We start from the raw sequence: 15,236 nt of genomic DNA on the forward strand, positions 1-15,236 counted from the left end.
TTCGGCGCATATCGAGCATCACATACGGCACGGGGCGCAAGCATCACGAGACTCAGTTACCCGTGTTCGTGGCACCGCCTTCTTCCTGCCAGTTGCCGATATCGGCGTCTGCGCCAGTGCCGCCCGGTTGCCCATCGGCACCGAGACTGTAGACATCAAACGTGCCGTGCTGGCCGGGGCTCAAATATTGATAGGGATTGTTCCACGGGTCGATCGGCAGGCGATCGAGGTAGCCGCCCTGCCGCCAGTTTTTGGCATTGGCCGGAGGTTTGACCAGTGCTTCGAGCCCCTGATCGGTGGTCGGGTAGGTCAGATTGTCGAGCTTGTAGAGCTGCAATGCCGATTCGATGGCGCGGATGTCCTGCTTGGCTTTGGCAATCCGGGCATCGTCCGGCCGATCCATGATTTTCGGCACGACGATAGTCGCCAGAATGGCCAGAATGACGACCACAACCATGACTTCGATCAAGGTAAAACCACGGGAAACCAAACCATTGGCATGTTCAAAACGCGCCGCGCGTGAAGAAAGACGTGAGGAAAGATACGACATCATTAATGCACCATTTGGTTGAGATCAAAAATCGGGATCAGGATCGCCAGCACGATCAGCAAAACGACCCCGCCCATGACGAGAATCAAAATCGGCTCGAACAGGCCGAGCAAGGCGTTGATCAGGGTATCGAGTTCGCGTTCCTGTTGCACGGCGGCCCGTTCGAGCATATCGCCCAACGCGCCGCTTTGCTCACCCGCCGCAATCAATTGCAGCATCATCGGCGGGAACAGACGGGAATGCTCCAGCGAACGGGCGATGGGCGCGCCTTCGCGCACGCGATCGGTGGCTTCGCCAATGGCGCGGCGCATCGGTTCGGAAGCGACGACCTCGCCACTGATGGTCAGCGCCTTGAGCATGGGCACACCGGCGGCACTCAGGATGCTCAGGGTGCGGGCAAACCGGGCGGCGTTGAACCCGCGAATCAAGCGACCGATCAGCGGAAGCTTGAGCTGCATCTGTGCCCAGCGGAAGGCAAATTTCGGTTGGCGCAGCGCCCAGTAAAACCAAATTGCAAAGGCCGCCATGCCCAATAAAATCCACGGCCATTGTTCCCGCAGGAAGGTACTCACGGCAATCAATCCGCGGGTCAGTGGCGGCAGCGTCTGCTTCATCTGCACGAACACCTGCACCACTTGCGGCACGACATACGTCACCAAGCCAATAACCACCGCCACCGCCATCAGCGTGAGCAGCGCGGGGTAGAACAGCGCCATCTGCACCTTTTGCGTGGTGGCCTGACGCCCTTCGGTGTAATCGGCCAAGCGTTCGAGCACCGCTTCGAGGTGGCCCGACTCCTCGCCCGCGGCCACGGTTGCGCGATACAGTTCCGAGAAGGCCCGAGGAAACGTCGCCAATCCCTGTGCCAGGCTGTGCCCTTCGACCACTTTGGAACGCACCGCCGTGACAATGCGGCGGATTCTTGCGTTTTCTGTTTGGCGGATAATGCCCGCCAGCGCCGCATCGATGGGCAGGCCGGCGGCGATGAGGGTGGAAATCTGGCGGGTGAACAAGGCCAGTTCCGTCGGATTCAAGGATTGAAAACGGCTCATCCAGCCTTGCAGGCCGCCGGCGGTGGATTGATCGGCCACCACCGCTTCGATGGTCAGTGGCGCCAAGCCCTGATCGCGCAACAGGCTGCGGGCGCCGCGCGCGCTATCGCTTTCGATCACGCCCTTGCGGGTTTTGCCTTGAGCATCGAGCGCGCTGTATTCAAAAGCGGCCATGCGTGATTACCCTTCCGCCGTCACGCGGAGTAATTCTTCGGTGGTCGTTACGCCCGCCATCACGAGGGCCGCGCCGTAGGCCAGAATGGAACTGCTGTGCTTGCGGACTTGCGCTTCGATGGCCGGTTCCGCCGCGCCATCGTGGATCAAACGCCGTGTGTCGGCATCGATGGTAATCAGTTCGTACACGCCGGTTCGACCGAGATACCCCTGACCGCGTTGCCGCGCTTCTTCACGCACGCGATACAGCGTCGGGGGCTGGCTGGCGTCCAAGCCGAGCAGCGCGCATTCACTTGCATCGGGGATGTAGGCTTCGCGATAACGTGCATCCAGCCGCCGCACGAGCCGCTGCGCCAGCACGCCGATCAGACTCGATGAGAGCAGAAACGGCTCGACGCCCATATCCCGCAAGCGCGTGATGGCGCCGACAGCCGAGTTGGTGTGCAGGGTCGAGAGCACCAGATGCCCGGTCAAACTGGCCTGCACCGCAATTTCGGCGGTTTCGACATCCCGGATCTCACCGACCATCACCACGTCCGGATCCTGACGCAAAATCGCCCGCAAACCGCGCGCGAAGGTCATCTCCACCTTGGGATTGACCTGCGTCTGGCCCACGCCGTCGAGGTAATACTCGATCGGGTCTTCCACGGTGAGAATGTTGCGCTCGCGGGTGTTGATCTCCGACAGCGCGGCGTAGAGCGTGGTGGTCTTGCCCGAGCCGGTCGGGCCAGTCACCAGCAAAATGCCGTGCGGCCGGTGGATGAGCTTGTTCAGCCGCGCTTGCAGTTCACGCGTTAACCCCAGGTTATCGAGCGTCAACCGCCCGGCTTCTTTATCCAGCAGGCGCAGCACCACGCGCTCGCCCTGCCCCGAAGGCAGGGTCGACACCCGCACATCGACCGGGCGACCGGCCAGGCGCAAGGAAATGCGACCATCCTGCGGCACACGTTTTTCCGCGATATCGAGATTCGCCATGACCTTGATCCGCGAGACGATGATACCGGCCACGGCACGCGGTGGTTCGAGCACCTCGCGCAACATGCCATCGACGCGAAAACGCACAACCATACGGCTTTCGAAGCTTTCCAAGTGAATGTCGGATGCACCCTCACGCACGGCTTCGGAAAGCAGCGCATTGATCAGACGGATAATCGGTGCTTCGTCATCGGCTTCGAGCAGGTCGATCGGCGCATTCAGTGTGTTCGCCAGCGCATCAAGCCCGCCGTCACCCAAGTCATCGACCATGGTTTGTGCGACGCTCGAACCGCCCTCATAGGCGCGCGCCAGGCGCCGTTCAAACTCATCGGTTTGAAGCCAGTCGAGCGTAAAGCCATCGGGCAGCTTGCGGCCCAGTTCTGCCAGCACCGATACCGGCAATGGCTTGCAATGTCGCACGATCCACACACCGTGATCGGCGGCTGGCGAAACATCACCAGCAGACTCGATCAGCACCCCGAAGCGCCGTGCATAGCCATACGAGAGGGCGGGTGTTTGCGCCATCTTCCGCTCCACGACGCGATCAACTCCGTCAGTCATCGCAGTTCACTCACGGGGCGGCCGCCGTTTGACCACTGCCCGTTTGGCTGCGGGCACGATCCTGCTCCATCAGGGTCTGGATATTCTGCGGCATCGGGATCGGCAGATTACGCTGGAAATCCTGTTCGGGCGACAATACGGACCAATCGCGTGGTTTGACGAGAGATCGCTTGTCGAACGTATCCTGTTGACTCTGGCGAATGCGGTCGTACTGTTCACGGCTGAATTCGGACAACTTGCCGCCATCACCAACAATCAAAGGCCGAATGAAGATCATCAGATTGCGCTTGTTGGTACTGGCCGAACGGTAGCGGAACAAATTACCCAGAATGGGAATGTCGCCCAACCCCGGAACACTTTGTTGGTTCGAGTTCGTGCTGTCATCTATCAGACCGCCCAAAACGACCACATCACCGTCATCGACCTGCACGGTGGTGGTCACATTGCGTTTATTGGTGATCAAACCCGCCGAGCTTTGCGCCGCACTGTCGAGGCTGGAGACCTCCTGCTCGATCTTCAAACGCACGGTGCCATCCGGGCTGATGGTGGGCGTGACCTTGAGCTTGACGCCGATATCTTCGCGCGTGATGGTCTGGAACGGATTGGTGGGCGAGGTTGCCGAGCCGGTCTGGGCATACGAGCCGGTGACGATTGGAATATTCTGGCCGACCACGATACTGGCTTCCTGGTTATCCAATGTGAGCAGACTCGGCGTGGAGAGAATGTTGTTACCCGAGTTGCCTGCCAAAGCCGAAACAAGTAAAGCGAAATCAGCACCGCCCTGACCGAATCGCCCCACGCCAACATTGCCGCCATCGCCCAACGCCCCGGCCAAACCCAAACCAATGGCGCTACCTACACTGCCTGTGCCCGCCTGCGCGGCGGAGCTGGCGACGCTGGACAACAACCCATTGAAGGTCGAAATGCCGATCGGCACCGTACCGCTGCCGCCACCGACCAGAAACTGGGTACCCAACTTTTTGGTTACGCCGTTCGATACCTCGGCAATAATCGCTTCTACCAATACCTGCTTGCGCCGGATATCGAGCTGATCGATCACCGACTCGACCGTCTGCATCCGGCTGGGTGACGCCGTCACGACCAGGGCGTTGAGGGATTTGTCGGCGGCGATCTCGAGCCGGTTATTGTCCGGATTGGTGGTCGCCTCTTTCGTGGCCGTCGCCCCGGTGGATGCGGCTCCGTTGGTGCTCATGAACCCTTTGAGTACACCGACGAGGTCTTCGGCATTGGCGTATTTGAGTCGGAACACGCGCGTATTGCCATAATTCGTCTGCGGCATGTCCAGATTCAGGATGATGGCGCGCATTTTGGCGCGGGATACGGCATCACCACTCAGCAGAACGCTGTTGGTGCGGTCATCGGCGGCGAATACCGGCACACGGGAAAAGTTGTTGCCGCCCGCTGCTGGAGCCGCGCCCGGTGTGGTTGCTCCACTGCCGCTGGCGCCAAACAATGCCTTGAGTGTGGACACGACCGAGTCAGCCGATGCCCGCTTCAACCGAATGATTTCCACATCCCCCACGGCGGGTTGATCCACCTTGGCCAGTATCTTTTTCAAACGACCGATATTCCCCGCCCGGTCGGTAATCACCAGCGAGTTGGAATCGGGGTACACCGAAAGCGCGGCCTGTTGCGGCATGATCTGGCGCAAAACGGTCAGCAGGGGCGCGGCAGGAACATAACGCAGGCGCACGACTTCGGTCACCATCTGATCGCCATCGGCCGAAGCGCCGGGATTGACCGGCTGGGCATCGGAACGGGCATTGATTTCCGGCACGATCTTGATGACGTTGCCCGCAGGCACGGCGGCAAAGCCATTGACCTGCAGGATCGAAAGGAACACGTCATAGAGTTTCTGCGGACTCATCGGCTTGGCGGAAATGACGGTGACCCGCGCCTTGACCCGGGGGTCGACGATGAAGTTCTTGCCCGTGACTTTAGAGACGGCCTCGATGAGCGCGCCGATATCCATGTCGCGGAAATTCAGGGTAACCTTATCCGTATCGGATTTGTCGTCCTGAATATGCGAAATACCGGGCGGGGGCGCATCGGCAGCACGGGCAGAACTGCTGATCAGGCCGGCGGAGGTGACCAGTGTCAGCGCCATGCCAAAAACCAGGGTGGATGCTTGGTCGCGGATGCCGCGAGCGGTGTTCATCATTGTAATGAGTCCAAATTAATCGTCATACTCAGGGGCTGACCGCCCCGTTCGACCACCACCTGCAATGGCTGGCCTGAATTCAATAGCGGCATCACGCGCGGCAACAGGGTGGGATCATTGACCGGCATCCCGTCGATGGATGTCAGCACATCCCCCGGCATGAGCCCAAGCGCCCGCATGAGTGCTTCCTGCCCCGGTACCGGGCGCAGCGAATAACCACTGACCTCGCCGTCTTGCTGCACAGGCGATACGGTCACAAAACGCAGCAAGGTTTGAGGGTTATGCCGGATTTCTTCTGCCTGCACCCGAACAGTGGGTGCGACAGCGGAGCGGGAAACACCACGCGGGCTTGTCGTAGTCAGCGATGCGGCGCTCGGTGCGGGGGCCTGATCAAGCGACTGGGGCTTGGGGAAGGCGATTGACTCAAGACGGCCCTGATTGGAGATGACGACCCGATCAGGCGCGATCGAAACGATGCTTACCCCCGCAGACAACGCATCACCGACTTGCAGCAATCGCACCTCGCCACCCACCCGCAGCATGACCAGGGGCGAGGGAGAACCGCTGATGATGCCTTCGAGCTTCACCCCTAATTGGGATGCCGATATCTTTGTCGCCGTGGGATTGTCTGGCGTCGCTGCCCGGCCGAACAGATGCCAACTCCCGATCTGCTCAACCGATGCCGACTGCGACTTTTCACTCGCCTCGCCCCCCGACTCGGCAGGCGATACATACACTGGTGCCGGTGCCAGCCACAACCAGGTAATGCGGGCCGCGAGCACGCCAGCAGTCGCCAGTAAAATCAGGAAAAGCGCGCTCGGAATCCATACGAAACGGCTCTTCGACCAAGACATGACCAATATTCAATACCCATACAAGGCATGCACGCCAAATCCCGCCCATCCGGCTCAGGATAAATGAGGCGCACCATCAATTAAAACCAGGCAACTGCCCGAAACGTCGTGAGTGCGGTTCGAGCATTCGGAAAACCCTTCTTATAGTGAGTGCATTCCCGCCCTGAATCAAGGTCGTTCTACACGCCACAAAAGCGGGGGATGTTAAGGGAAGGTCTGCACAAATGCAGACCTTCCCGTGCAGGGCATGAACGCCCTGCCGCTCAATGACGCAAGTCATTGATATGCTGAGCACAAGACGGGCGTGAACGCGTAGCTGGCGTCAGCCCACCGGCTTGTGCGTGTCTGCATGAAGCCATGGATGGATTCGTGCAGAGATTTCCAAGACGCCATCGTGAAAAGTCGATGACAATTGAAAAGCGGTCGCATCAAGACAGCGTACCAACCACCCAAAGACTGGACACCGCGATCAGCGCACCAATCACCCCGCCGACCAGCACATCTGAGAGATAGTGCAACCCGAGCACCATCCGCGATAGCGCGACCATCAGGGCGAAGGGAATGACCAACCAGGCAAGACCCGGTGCGAAGACGGCGATCTGAATCGCAAAATTCACTGCATGCAGGGTGTGGCCGGAAGGGAAACTGTATTTATCCAAAGGCGCCACACTCAGCACCAAACCATCGTGAGCCACGTGCGGACGCGGTCGAGCCGTGAGGTGTTTGATGGAAGCGTAAATGCCCAATCCGACACCTGCGGAAATCATCATGACACTCATGGGCAACCAGGCCGATTCCCCGACGAACAGTGCGATCAGGGCGGCGGTCACGTACCAGGCGACACCATCGCCCAGGCGGCTGCAAATCGCGAACAATCGACGCAAACCACGCATGGCATTGACATGGTTGAGGCGATACATGATCACCGCTTCCCAATCCAGGTAACGATTCAGTAAGTGCCAACCTTTGAAGGAACGAATGAGTGCGCTCATGTCAGACTCCCGTTTTATCCTGATTCGTCAACGCGTCAAGCTTGTGCTTGTGTGCGCGCCTCTGTGCTGCGCCGCCTGCTTCTGACTGCAGCACATCGTTAAGATGCCGCTCGAAGGAGCGCGTAATCCGCGCCCAATCAAAAGCGGCAGCGGCTTCTCTGGCCCTGGAGCCTATCTGTCGCATCTCCGGGCCTTCCGCCCGTACCAGCTCGACTGCCGCTTTTACAAAGTGTGCATCATCGCCCAAGGGGGCTAAATAGCCATTTCTCCCATCATGGATCAGGTAATTGCCAGCCGCATAATCGAAACTGACGCAAATCAACCCGCAAGCCATGGCCTCCAGCAATACATTGCCAAACGTTTCGGTTTGACTGGGGAAGATGAACAGGTCCGCGCTGGCATAGTGTCGAGCCAACTGCTCTCCTCGCTTCATGCCGGTAAAGATGACCCAGGGCAATGCCTTTTCCAGTCGGGCGCGCTCCGGGCCGTCGCCTACCACCACGCCAATCATATCCGGTCGCGCCGCACGCATTGCATTAAATGTTTGTAACAATAAATCGAGATTTTTCTCCGGTGCCAGTCTTCCGACATGCAAGGCGACCTTGGGCTCATCATCCGCCGCAAGCCCGGAATGCTCACTCCACTGCGCGCGCAGGGCAGCATCGCGCCGCTCGGGATTGAACAGGGCCGTATCCACACCGCGCCCCAACACCGCCAGACGATCGAACCCGCTCAAGCTGAGCGCTTCGGCCTGCTGCCCGGTTGGGATGAACGTGCAGGCAGTGTGGTTGTGAAACCACTTGAGATAACGCATGACTGGCGCGGCCAGCCAGCCAACACGATAAAACGCCATGTAGGTATGGAAATTCGTATGCAGCGACGAGGTGACCGGCAAACCCAGCGCTTTGGCCGTGCGCAGGGCGGCGTATCCCAGCGGCCCCTCGGTGGCGATATGCACGAGATCCGGGCGCTCGGTCTGCCAGCGGCGCTTCAAGCGTCGGCCCACGGGCAACCCCAGCCGAACATCGGTATAGAAAGGCAAAGCCAGTCCGGGCACTTCGAGCAGGTCATCCAGTTCCCTTGCCTTATCGCCTTTCGGGCACACGAGCTGCACCCGGTGACCTGACGACAGCAGGGCAGAATGAATCTGCTTGAGCGTCGTCGCCACCCCGTTGATATCGGGATCAAAGGTTTCGGTCACCAGACTGATATACATCGCCCGCCCTCGGTTTTGGCGTCCTGCCGCGCACATTGCGCGACTCCTGCTCAAACCTTAGAGCGGCTGCGTGACAGCCCCATGACGATTTCTTGAACAAAACAAGACAGTTAATCGTGGCCTAACCATTAGCTCGGTCAGAAACGACCACGGGTAAAGATCAACCCCCGGCGCTTGAAGAACAGGAGCATCCCGACGGCCACCATCACCATCACCGATAAAATAAGCGGATAGCCGAAGTACCAATGCAGTTCCGGCATGGCGAACGGGCTATCGGCGTTGTTGCCGAAATTCATGCCATAGATACCGGTGATAAAGGTAAGCGGGATGAATAGCGTCGAGATCACGGTCAGGGTACGCATGATTTCATTCAAACGGTTGCTGACACTCGACAGATGAATGTCGATCAACCCGGTGACGGTATCGCGATAGGTTTCGAGCATATCCATCACGGATACCGTGTGATCGTAAAGATCATTGAGATAAGGCCGTAACCCGGCCTCCAGAAGCGGCTCGTTACTGACGCCGCGAATCAGATGACTGATGACTTCGCGCGTCGGCCAGAGTTGGCGCCGGAGCTGGTTGAGGGTGCGTTTGGCAGATTGGATATCCGGCAGGGCACGATGGCCTGGATTGGTTACCAGACGCTCTTCCAGCTCGTCGACCGTACCGCCGAAGGTTTCGAGCAAGGGGTAGATCTGGTCGATGATCAAATCGATCAGCGAATAGAACAGATAATCCGCACCATGCTGGCGCAAACGCGAACTCGATTGCGCCAATCGCGCACGCACGATGCCGGTGATGTCGCTCTGGGCATCGTGAATGCTGATGACGTAGCCATCGCCCAGCAGCAGGCTGAACTGTTCGAGAACGGCCCCGTCCCCCTGCCAGCGAGGCACCGAGAACACAGCGAACAGATGCTCTACGTATTCGTCGAGCTTGGGGCGCTGATCTCGCGACTGGATATCCTCGAGCAAGAGGGGATGCAGGCCGAAACGCTCGCCCATTTCTTCCAGAAAGGCCTTGCCGGGCAAACCCTGCACGTGCAGCCATGTGACGCCATCATGGGCTGCCATGGCGGTTTGCATGGCCTGCAAGCTCGCAGGATCAATCGCCGACGAATCATGTTCACGATAATGAATCAGTTCAATGTGCGCCGGAACAGAATGGGTATCCTCCAGCAATGCACCGGGTGCCATACCCACCCGGTCCGCTGTGCCGATACGCCGATTTTCGAAACTCATGGCAACACTCCAGGCGATTTATCGAAACGAAAGCCAGCCGCGTCTGGATCGAGGAGGCGACCGCCACAAGGCCACCGCGACATTATCCCCCCCGGCACCTGCGCGGCGCGCCGCCTGACGCACCCAGACCGAGGCTGCGAAACTCAAATCCGCGGCAGCCAGTATCAGCGGCATTTCCGACACGGCTACATGCTCCCAGAACCCGTCCGTACACAGCAGGAAGGCCATATCCGGCGTCAAACTGATTTCGCCCAGCGTGGGCTGCACGGTGTCGTTCATACCCAGGACATTGAGAACCCGATTACGCTCAGGGTGAACCCGGCGCTCGTCTGCCGTGATTCGTCCCTGATCGAACAAGGCCTGCACAAGCGAATGATCGCTCGTCTGGTGCACCAGTTCCGCGCCCTTGAATCCATACAAACGACTATCCCCGACATGCGCCCAATACGCCCTGCTCGGCGTGGTGAGCAACGCCACCACGGTGGAAAAAGCCTGTTGATTCTCCCGTGCCGCCCGTGCCCGAATCTCGTCATTAGCCGTCTGGCAAAAATACGCGAGGAAGCCACCGGATTCCGGAAACTGGTTCAATCGAGCAGGAAACAGACGGCGGGCAACTTCGATCACCGTATTCGAGGCCATCTCACCGCCCCAATGCCCGCCGACACCATCGGCGACCACCAGAAGCTGGTATTTCATATCCGGCGTGGACAGGCAGACCACCTGATCCTGCTGATAGGCCCGCCCACCGACATGCCGGTCAGCGCCCATGAATTCCAGAGCAGAAGCGGGAGCAGTGATTAGTTCAGCATTCAAACGGTGCATCCTTACGGGGCGAAAACAGCCTTCAACAACGGGCCGATTCTATGTCACAATGAGCATTGATTACACCCAACATATTGAATTTACATCCAGTAAATCAGGTTTTCTGATGAAACCAGCGGACGAGGGAACCGGCCGCGTGGCGTGATAATACCGCAACGGCCCCCATCGCGTGATCTACCTCAAGGACGATTGATTACATGCTGCAGAATTTGCGAATTGGCACCAAACTGACTCTTTTCCTGATACTGGCCTTTTTGATCAGTATCGCCGTGTCCGGTTTTTTCCTGTCCAGTGCCATGAACAAAAAGGCCGAGGCAGAAATCCAGACTCGTGCAGAGATGCTAAGTGGCATGATGAACGCCGTTCGTTCCTACACCAGCTTGCACATCACCCCGAAACTCCAGCAACGGCTTTTCACCGAACAGCAATTCATTTCCGAAACCGTCCCGGCATTTTCCGCGCGAACAATCTTCAACACGTTCCGCAACGATCCCGCGTTTGCCGAATTCCGTTACAAGGAAGCCACGCTGAACCCCACCAGCCCGCATGATCAGGCCGATGCGTTCGAATCCGGGCTGGTCGCCAAATTCAGGGCAAACCCTTCGATCAAAGTGTTGTCGGGGTTCCGGGAACTCAACGGGCGGAACCTGTTTTACACTGCGCGCCCACTGGCCGTCACCAAGGCGAGCTGCCTGCAATGTCACTCTACGCCACAAGCCGCACCCAAGAGCCTGGTCGCCACCTACGGCGACAAGCACGGTTTCGGCTGGAAACTCGGTGAGATCGTTTCGGCCCAGACAATCTATGTCCCCTCCGATGAAATTTTCGCGCAGGGGCATCAATACCTCCTGTGGAGCATGGGTATCTTCTTCGGCGTGTTTGCCGTGGGCACCACCCTGCTGATCTGGCAGATCCGGCGCACGGTCGTCATCCCGATTCAGCGCCTGACATCGGCTGCCCGTGCGATCGGCACCGGCTCGGCGACGCAGGATCAACTCGCGGTGTTCGACCAGCCGAAAATGCAACAGCTTGCCAAACGAGGGGACGAACCGGGCGAGCTGGCGCGTAGTTTCCAGTCGATGGCGCACGAAGTCGCCGACCGTGAGCAAAACCTGAATACCGCTGTCTTGCAGCGCACGAAAGAACTCGAAGAAGCTCTAAAAATTGCCGGAGAGGCCCGCCAAGAGGCCGAAGACGCCAACCAGACCAAGAGTCAGTTCGTTGCCAACATGAGTCACGAGTTGCGTACACCGCTCAACGCCATCATCGGTTACAGCGAGATCCTGCTCGAAGAGTCCGAGGACGACGGCAACACGCAATACGCACCGGATCTGGAGCGCATCCTCAACAGCGGGAAGCATTTGCTGGCGCTGGTGAACGACATTCTCGACATTTCCCGAATCGAAGCGGGCAAGATGGAACTGTATCTGGAGTCCTTCCCGATCTGTCGCGAAATCCAGACAGTGATCGACACCGCCAGACCCGTCATCGACAAGAATCAAAATACGCTGGTATTCGAGTGCGACGATTCGCTCGGGCACATGCGCGGCGACCTGACCAAATTCCGGCAGATTCTGCTCAATCTCATCAGCAATGCGGCCAAATTCACCCATGAGGGGACGCTGACGCTTACCGCCCGACGGGAAGACACCGATCGCTTTACGATTGCCGTCTCCGATACCGGTATCGGCATGAACGAGGAACAACTCGGTCGCCTGTTCCAGGTATTCAGCCAGGCCGACGCGTCCACGACACGAAAATACGGGGGTTCCGGCCTCGGGTTGTCGATTTCCCGCCATTTCGCCCGCATGATGGGTGGCGATATCACCGCGGCCAGCACACCCGGCAGCGGCAGCGTGTTTACGGTTTCCCTGCCACTGACCGTCGAACCGCAAACGCAGACGGAACCCGCCAATGCCACCGACGTCCCGTCTCAACCATCCGCGACTTCAACCAACGCGGCGCTGGATGAACAGGCGGAAACGATTCTGGTGATCGACGACGACCCTTCCGTGCACGATCTGCTCAAGCGATCGCTCGGCCGCGCGGGCTATCGCGTCATCACGGCGAGCAATGGAACCGATGGCCTGGCGATGGCGCGCATCGAGCACCCCGATTTCATCACGCTCGACATCATGATGCCCGGCGTGGATGGCTGGAGCGTACTTACTTCGCTCAAGGCCGACCCCGAGCTCAAGGACATCCCGGTTTTCGTTCTCACGATGACGAACGAGAAAAGCCTGGGCTATGCCCTGGGTGCCGCCCAGTTCCTGACCAAACCCGTCAACAAGGATGCGCTGCTGGGCCTGCTGCGACAGTACAAACGCCACCCGAATCATTGCCACGTGCTGATGATCGACGACGATGCCGACAACCGGAATCTGATTCGCCGTGTGCTGGAACCGGAAGGCACCGTGGTCGATGAAGCCACCGACGGCCAATCCGGTTTGGACTGGCTATCGGCCCATGCCGCGCCGGATCTCGTGATTCTGGATCTGATGATGCCCAACATGGACGGCTTCGCGTTCATCGATGCCCTGCGCCAACGCCCGGAATTCAATTCCTTGCCGGTTCTGGTGCTCACGGCAAAGACACTGACCGATGACGATCGACAGCGACTTTCACAGCGCGTCGAATACATCATCGAACGTGATGGCTTGAACGAGGAACTGCTGGTTGGTCGTTTGCATGAACAACTCTGCACACATCGAAAAAATACACCCTCTGCGCCCTCCGGCAAGGCAGCAGATGGCGACGAACGCAAGGAGACATGACACATGGCACGGATATTACTGGTCGAAGACAACGAAATGAATCGGGACATGCTCTCGCGACGCCTGGCGCGCAAAGGCTACGAGGTCGTGCTGGCAGTCGATGGTGATGAAGGTGTCGCCATGGCGAAATCACAGCAACCCGATCTGATTCTGATGGACATGAGTCTGCCCGTGCTGGACGGCTGGGAGGCCACCCGCGCCATTCGTGCCGAGCCCGCAACCCGGGCGATCCCGATCATCGCGCTCACCGCGCACGCCATGGATGGCGAACGGGCCAAAGCACTTGAAGCCGGCTGCAACGATTTCGACACCAAACCCGTGGATCTCCCCCGTCTGCTCGAAAAGATCGAACAACAAATGGCAAAGAGAGACTAGCTCATGGCCGACACCCACCCCTGCGACGCCCACATCCGTCACGACCTGCGCACACCGCTCAATCACATGATCGGTTACACCGAAATGCTGCTGGACGACCTGCCGCCAGCGTGTAACGACCTGCTTTCTCCTCGCCTCAAGACGCTGCTCGATGATGCCTATCGGATGCTGGAGACCATCAACCGCCCCGCACCGATGTCCAGCGGGCATTTCGATGGTCTGTTCCCGGATTGGCGAGCGAAAATGGCCTTGATCGAAGCGGACTTCAACGGCCTGAAGTCCACGATCGAAAATGCCTGGCAGGAAGCCTGTCCCGATGTCGAAAAAATCGGTTCGGCGATCGGCAACATGCGCGCCTTGCTCGAATCGCTCAGCGCGAAACCCTCTATCGATCTGGGCGACGCACGCAGTCAGCAAAACGCACGCGAAACGGCCACCCATGCCACAGGCGGCAGTGGCCATGCAGGCGGTCATTTGCTCATTGTCGACGACCGTCAGGAAAATCTCGAACTGATGCAGCGCCGCCTGATCCGCGAAGGCTACCGCGTCACCGTCAGCAATTCGGGACGGGATGCGCTTGACCGACTGGAATCGGAGCAGTTTGACGTCATCCTGCTCGACTGGCTCATGCCCGACATGAGCGGCACCGAAGTGCTGGCGAAGATTCGCAGCAAATCGTCTGCCCACGAACTGCCCGTCATCGTGGTAACGGCGCGACACGGCTCCGAGACCATCGTCGATGCGCTCACCCAGGGGGCCAACGACTATCTGGCCAAACCGCTGGACTTTCCGGTGGCACTGGCGCGCATCGCGACACAGGTCTATCTGCGCCGGGTGACCCAGCAACTGGCCGACGCGAACCGACAACTCAAGCAGTTCTCCTATATCGACGGCCTCACGGCGATTGCCAACCGTCGCAAGTTCGACGAATACCTGATGACAACATGGCGCCGCGCACAGCAGGAAGGCGCGCCCGTCTCGCTGATCCTGATTGATGTCGATTACTTCAAGCGCTATAACGATTCGCTGGGGCACGAAGCCGGTGACCACGCGCTGATGCGCGTCGCCAAGGCAGTCAGTTCCAGCCTGTATCGCGTCAAGGATCTGGCCGCGCGCTACGGCGGTGAGGAATTCGCCGTCATCCTGCCGGAAACCGAACTGGCAGACGCACTCAGCGTGGCCGAACGCGTCCGCAGCGCGGTCATGTCGCTGGAACTACCGCACCCGGACAGCACCGTCATGCCCATCGTCACGGCAAGCCTGGGCGTGGGCGAATGGCGCCCAACGGCGTTCTGTGAACCCAGTGCCTTGATCAACCTGGCAGACAAGGGGCTCTATCAAGCCAAGGCTTCCGGGCGTAATCAGGTCGGCACGCTGGGGCAGCCCTGATGTCATTATAGAAACTCATAAAAAAACCCCCGGCCGATGCCGGGGGTTTTTTGTCTCATCTTGGGCCAGTCTTGCT

The 15,236-nt window shown here is 59.0% G+C and carries 12 protein-coding genes; 3 read left to right on the plus strand and 9 right to left on the minus strand.

Annotated features, from left to right (window positions below):
* Positions 1–52: 52 nt before the first annotated feature.
* The 9 genes from gspG to PHD44_RS07860 all read right to left on the minus strand — a co-directional run bounded on the left by gspG (position 53) and on the right by PHD44_RS07860 (position 10,613).
* Complete coding sequence (gene gspG / locus PHD44_RS07820; RefSeq protein WP_300190016.1) at positions 53–550, minus strand: type II secretion system major pseudopilin GspG; 498 nt, start codon at positions 548–550, stop codon at positions 53–55.
* A 2-nt stretch (positions 551–552) separates the two neighbouring features.
* Positions 553–1,776 (minus strand): type II secretion system inner membrane protein GspF, encoded by a 1,224-nt coding sequence (gene gspF / locus PHD44_RS07825; RefSeq protein WP_300190018.1) that lies wholly within the window; start codon positions 1,774–1,776, stop codon positions 553–555.
* A 6-nt stretch (positions 1,777–1,782) separates the two neighbouring features.
* Positions 1,783–3,312 (minus strand): type II secretion system ATPase GspE, encoded by a 1,530-nt coding sequence (gene gspE, locus PHD44_RS07830; protein ID WP_300190021.1) that lies wholly within the window; start codon positions 3,310–3,312, stop codon positions 1,783–1,785.
* 10 nt (positions 3,313–3,322) lie between these two features.
* The gene (gene gspD, locus PHD44_RS07835) at positions 3,323–5,494 is read right to left on the minus strand and encodes a type II secretion system secretin GspD (protein ID WP_300190024.1); all 2,172 of its coding nucleotides are present in this window, start codon (positions 5,492–5,494) and stop codon (positions 3,323–3,325) included.
* A complete protein-coding gene (gene gspC, locus PHD44_RS07840) occupies positions 5,491–6,348 on the minus strand; it encodes a type II secretion system protein GspC (RefSeq protein ID WP_300190027.1) in 858 nt (285 codons plus the stop codon). The genes gspD and gspC overlap by 4 nt, the downstream gene beginning before the upstream one ends.
* A 428-nt stretch (positions 6,349–6,776) precedes the next feature.
* Positions 6,777–7,340 carry a phosphatase PAP2 family protein gene (locus PHD44_RS07845; protein WP_300190030.1) on the minus strand — a complete coding sequence of 188 codons (564 nt, stop codon included), beginning with the start codon at positions 7,338–7,340 and terminating at the stop codon, positions 6,777–6,779.
* A 1-nt stretch (position 7,341) separates the two neighbouring features.
* Positions 7,342–8,592 carry a glycosyltransferase family 1 protein gene (locus PHD44_RS07850; protein WP_300190032.1) on the minus strand — a complete coding sequence of 417 codons (1,251 nt, stop codon included), beginning with the start codon at positions 8,590–8,592 and terminating at the stop codon, positions 7,342–7,344.
* Between the two features lie 101 nt (positions 8,593–8,693).
* Positions 8,694–9,800 (minus strand): magnesium/cobalt transporter CorA, encoded by a 1,107-nt coding sequence (gene corA, locus PHD44_RS07855; protein WP_300190034.1) that lies wholly within the window; start codon positions 9,798–9,800, stop codon positions 8,694–8,696.
* A gap of 18 nt (positions 9,801–9,818) precedes the next feature.
* Positions 9,819–10,613: a protein phosphatase 2C domain-containing protein gene (locus PHD44_RS07860; protein ID WP_300190036.1), complete on the minus strand. Its 795-nt coding sequence runs from the start codon at positions 10,611–10,613 to the stop codon at positions 9,819–9,821.
* A 206-nt stretch (positions 10,614–10,819) separates the two neighbouring features.
* Between PHD44_RS07860 and PHD44_RS07865 the strand changes: the two genes are divergently transcribed.
* The 3 genes from PHD44_RS07865 to PHD44_RS07875 are packed head-to-tail and all read left to right on the plus strand — an operon-like array spanning position 10,820 to position 15,160.
* Positions 10,820–13,396, plus strand: a complete 2,577-nt coding sequence (locus PHD44_RS07865) for a response regulator (RefSeq protein WP_300190039.1) — start codon at positions 10,820–10,822, stop codon at positions 13,394–13,396.
* Positions 13,397–13,399: 3 nt separating this feature from the next.
* Positions 13,400–13,771 (plus strand): response regulator, encoded by a 372-nt coding sequence (locus PHD44_RS07870; RefSeq protein ID WP_300190040.1) that lies wholly within the window; start codon positions 13,400–13,402, stop codon positions 13,769–13,771.
* A gap of 3 nt (positions 13,772–13,774) precedes the next feature.
* The gene (locus PHD44_RS07875) at positions 13,775–15,160 is read left to right on the plus strand and encodes a diguanylate cyclase (RefSeq protein WP_300190042.1); all 1,386 of its coding nucleotides are present in this window, start codon (positions 13,775–13,777) and stop codon (positions 15,158–15,160) included.
* Positions 15,161–15,236: the final 76 nt, after the last annotated feature.

The organism is Halothiobacillus sp., from assembly GCF_028710545.1.
Lineage (GTDB): Bacteria > Pseudomonadota > Gammaproteobacteria > Halothiobacillales > Halothiobacillaceae > Halothiobacillus.

Coding starts and splice junctions, on each gene's coding strand:
- gspG (WP_300190016.1), bottom strand. CDS start 550: ATGTCGTATCTTTCCTCACGTCTTTCTTCACGCGCGGCGCGTTTTGAA.
- gspF (WP_300190018.1), bottom strand. CDS start 1,776: ATGGCCGCTTTTGAATACAGCGCGCTCGATGCTCAAGGCAAAACCCGC.
- gspE (WP_300190021.1), bottom strand. CDS start 3,312: ATGACTGACGGAGTTGATCGCGTCGTGGAGCGGAAGATGGCGCAAACA.
- gspD (WP_300190024.1), bottom strand. CDS start 5,494: ATGATGAACACCGCTCGCGGCATCCGCGACCAAGCATCCACCCTGGTT.
- gspC (WP_300190027.1), bottom strand. CDS start 6,348: ATGTCTTGGTCGAAGAGCCGTTTCGTATGGATTCCGAGCGCGCTTTTC.
- PHD44_RS07845 (WP_300190030.1), bottom strand. CDS start 7,340: ATGAGCGCACTCATTCGTTCCTTCAAAGGTTGGCACTTACTGAATCGT.
- PHD44_RS07850 (WP_300190032.1), bottom strand. CDS start 8,592: ATGTGCGCGGCAGGACGCCAAAACCGAGGGCGGGCGATGTATATCAGT.
- corA (WP_300190034.1), bottom strand. CDS start 9,800: ATGAGTTTCGAAAATCGGCGTATCGGCACAGCGGACCGGGTGGGTATG.
- PHD44_RS07865 (WP_300190039.1), top strand. CDS start 10,820: ATGCTGCAGAATTTGCGAATTGGCACCAAACTGACTCTTTTCCTGATA.
- PHD44_RS07870 (WP_300190040.1), top strand. CDS start 13,400: ATGGCACGGATATTACTGGTCGAAGACAACGAAATGAATCGGGACATG.
- PHD44_RS07875 (WP_300190042.1), top strand. CDS start 13,775: ATGGCCGACACCCACCCCTGCGACGCCCACATCCGTCACGACCTGCGC.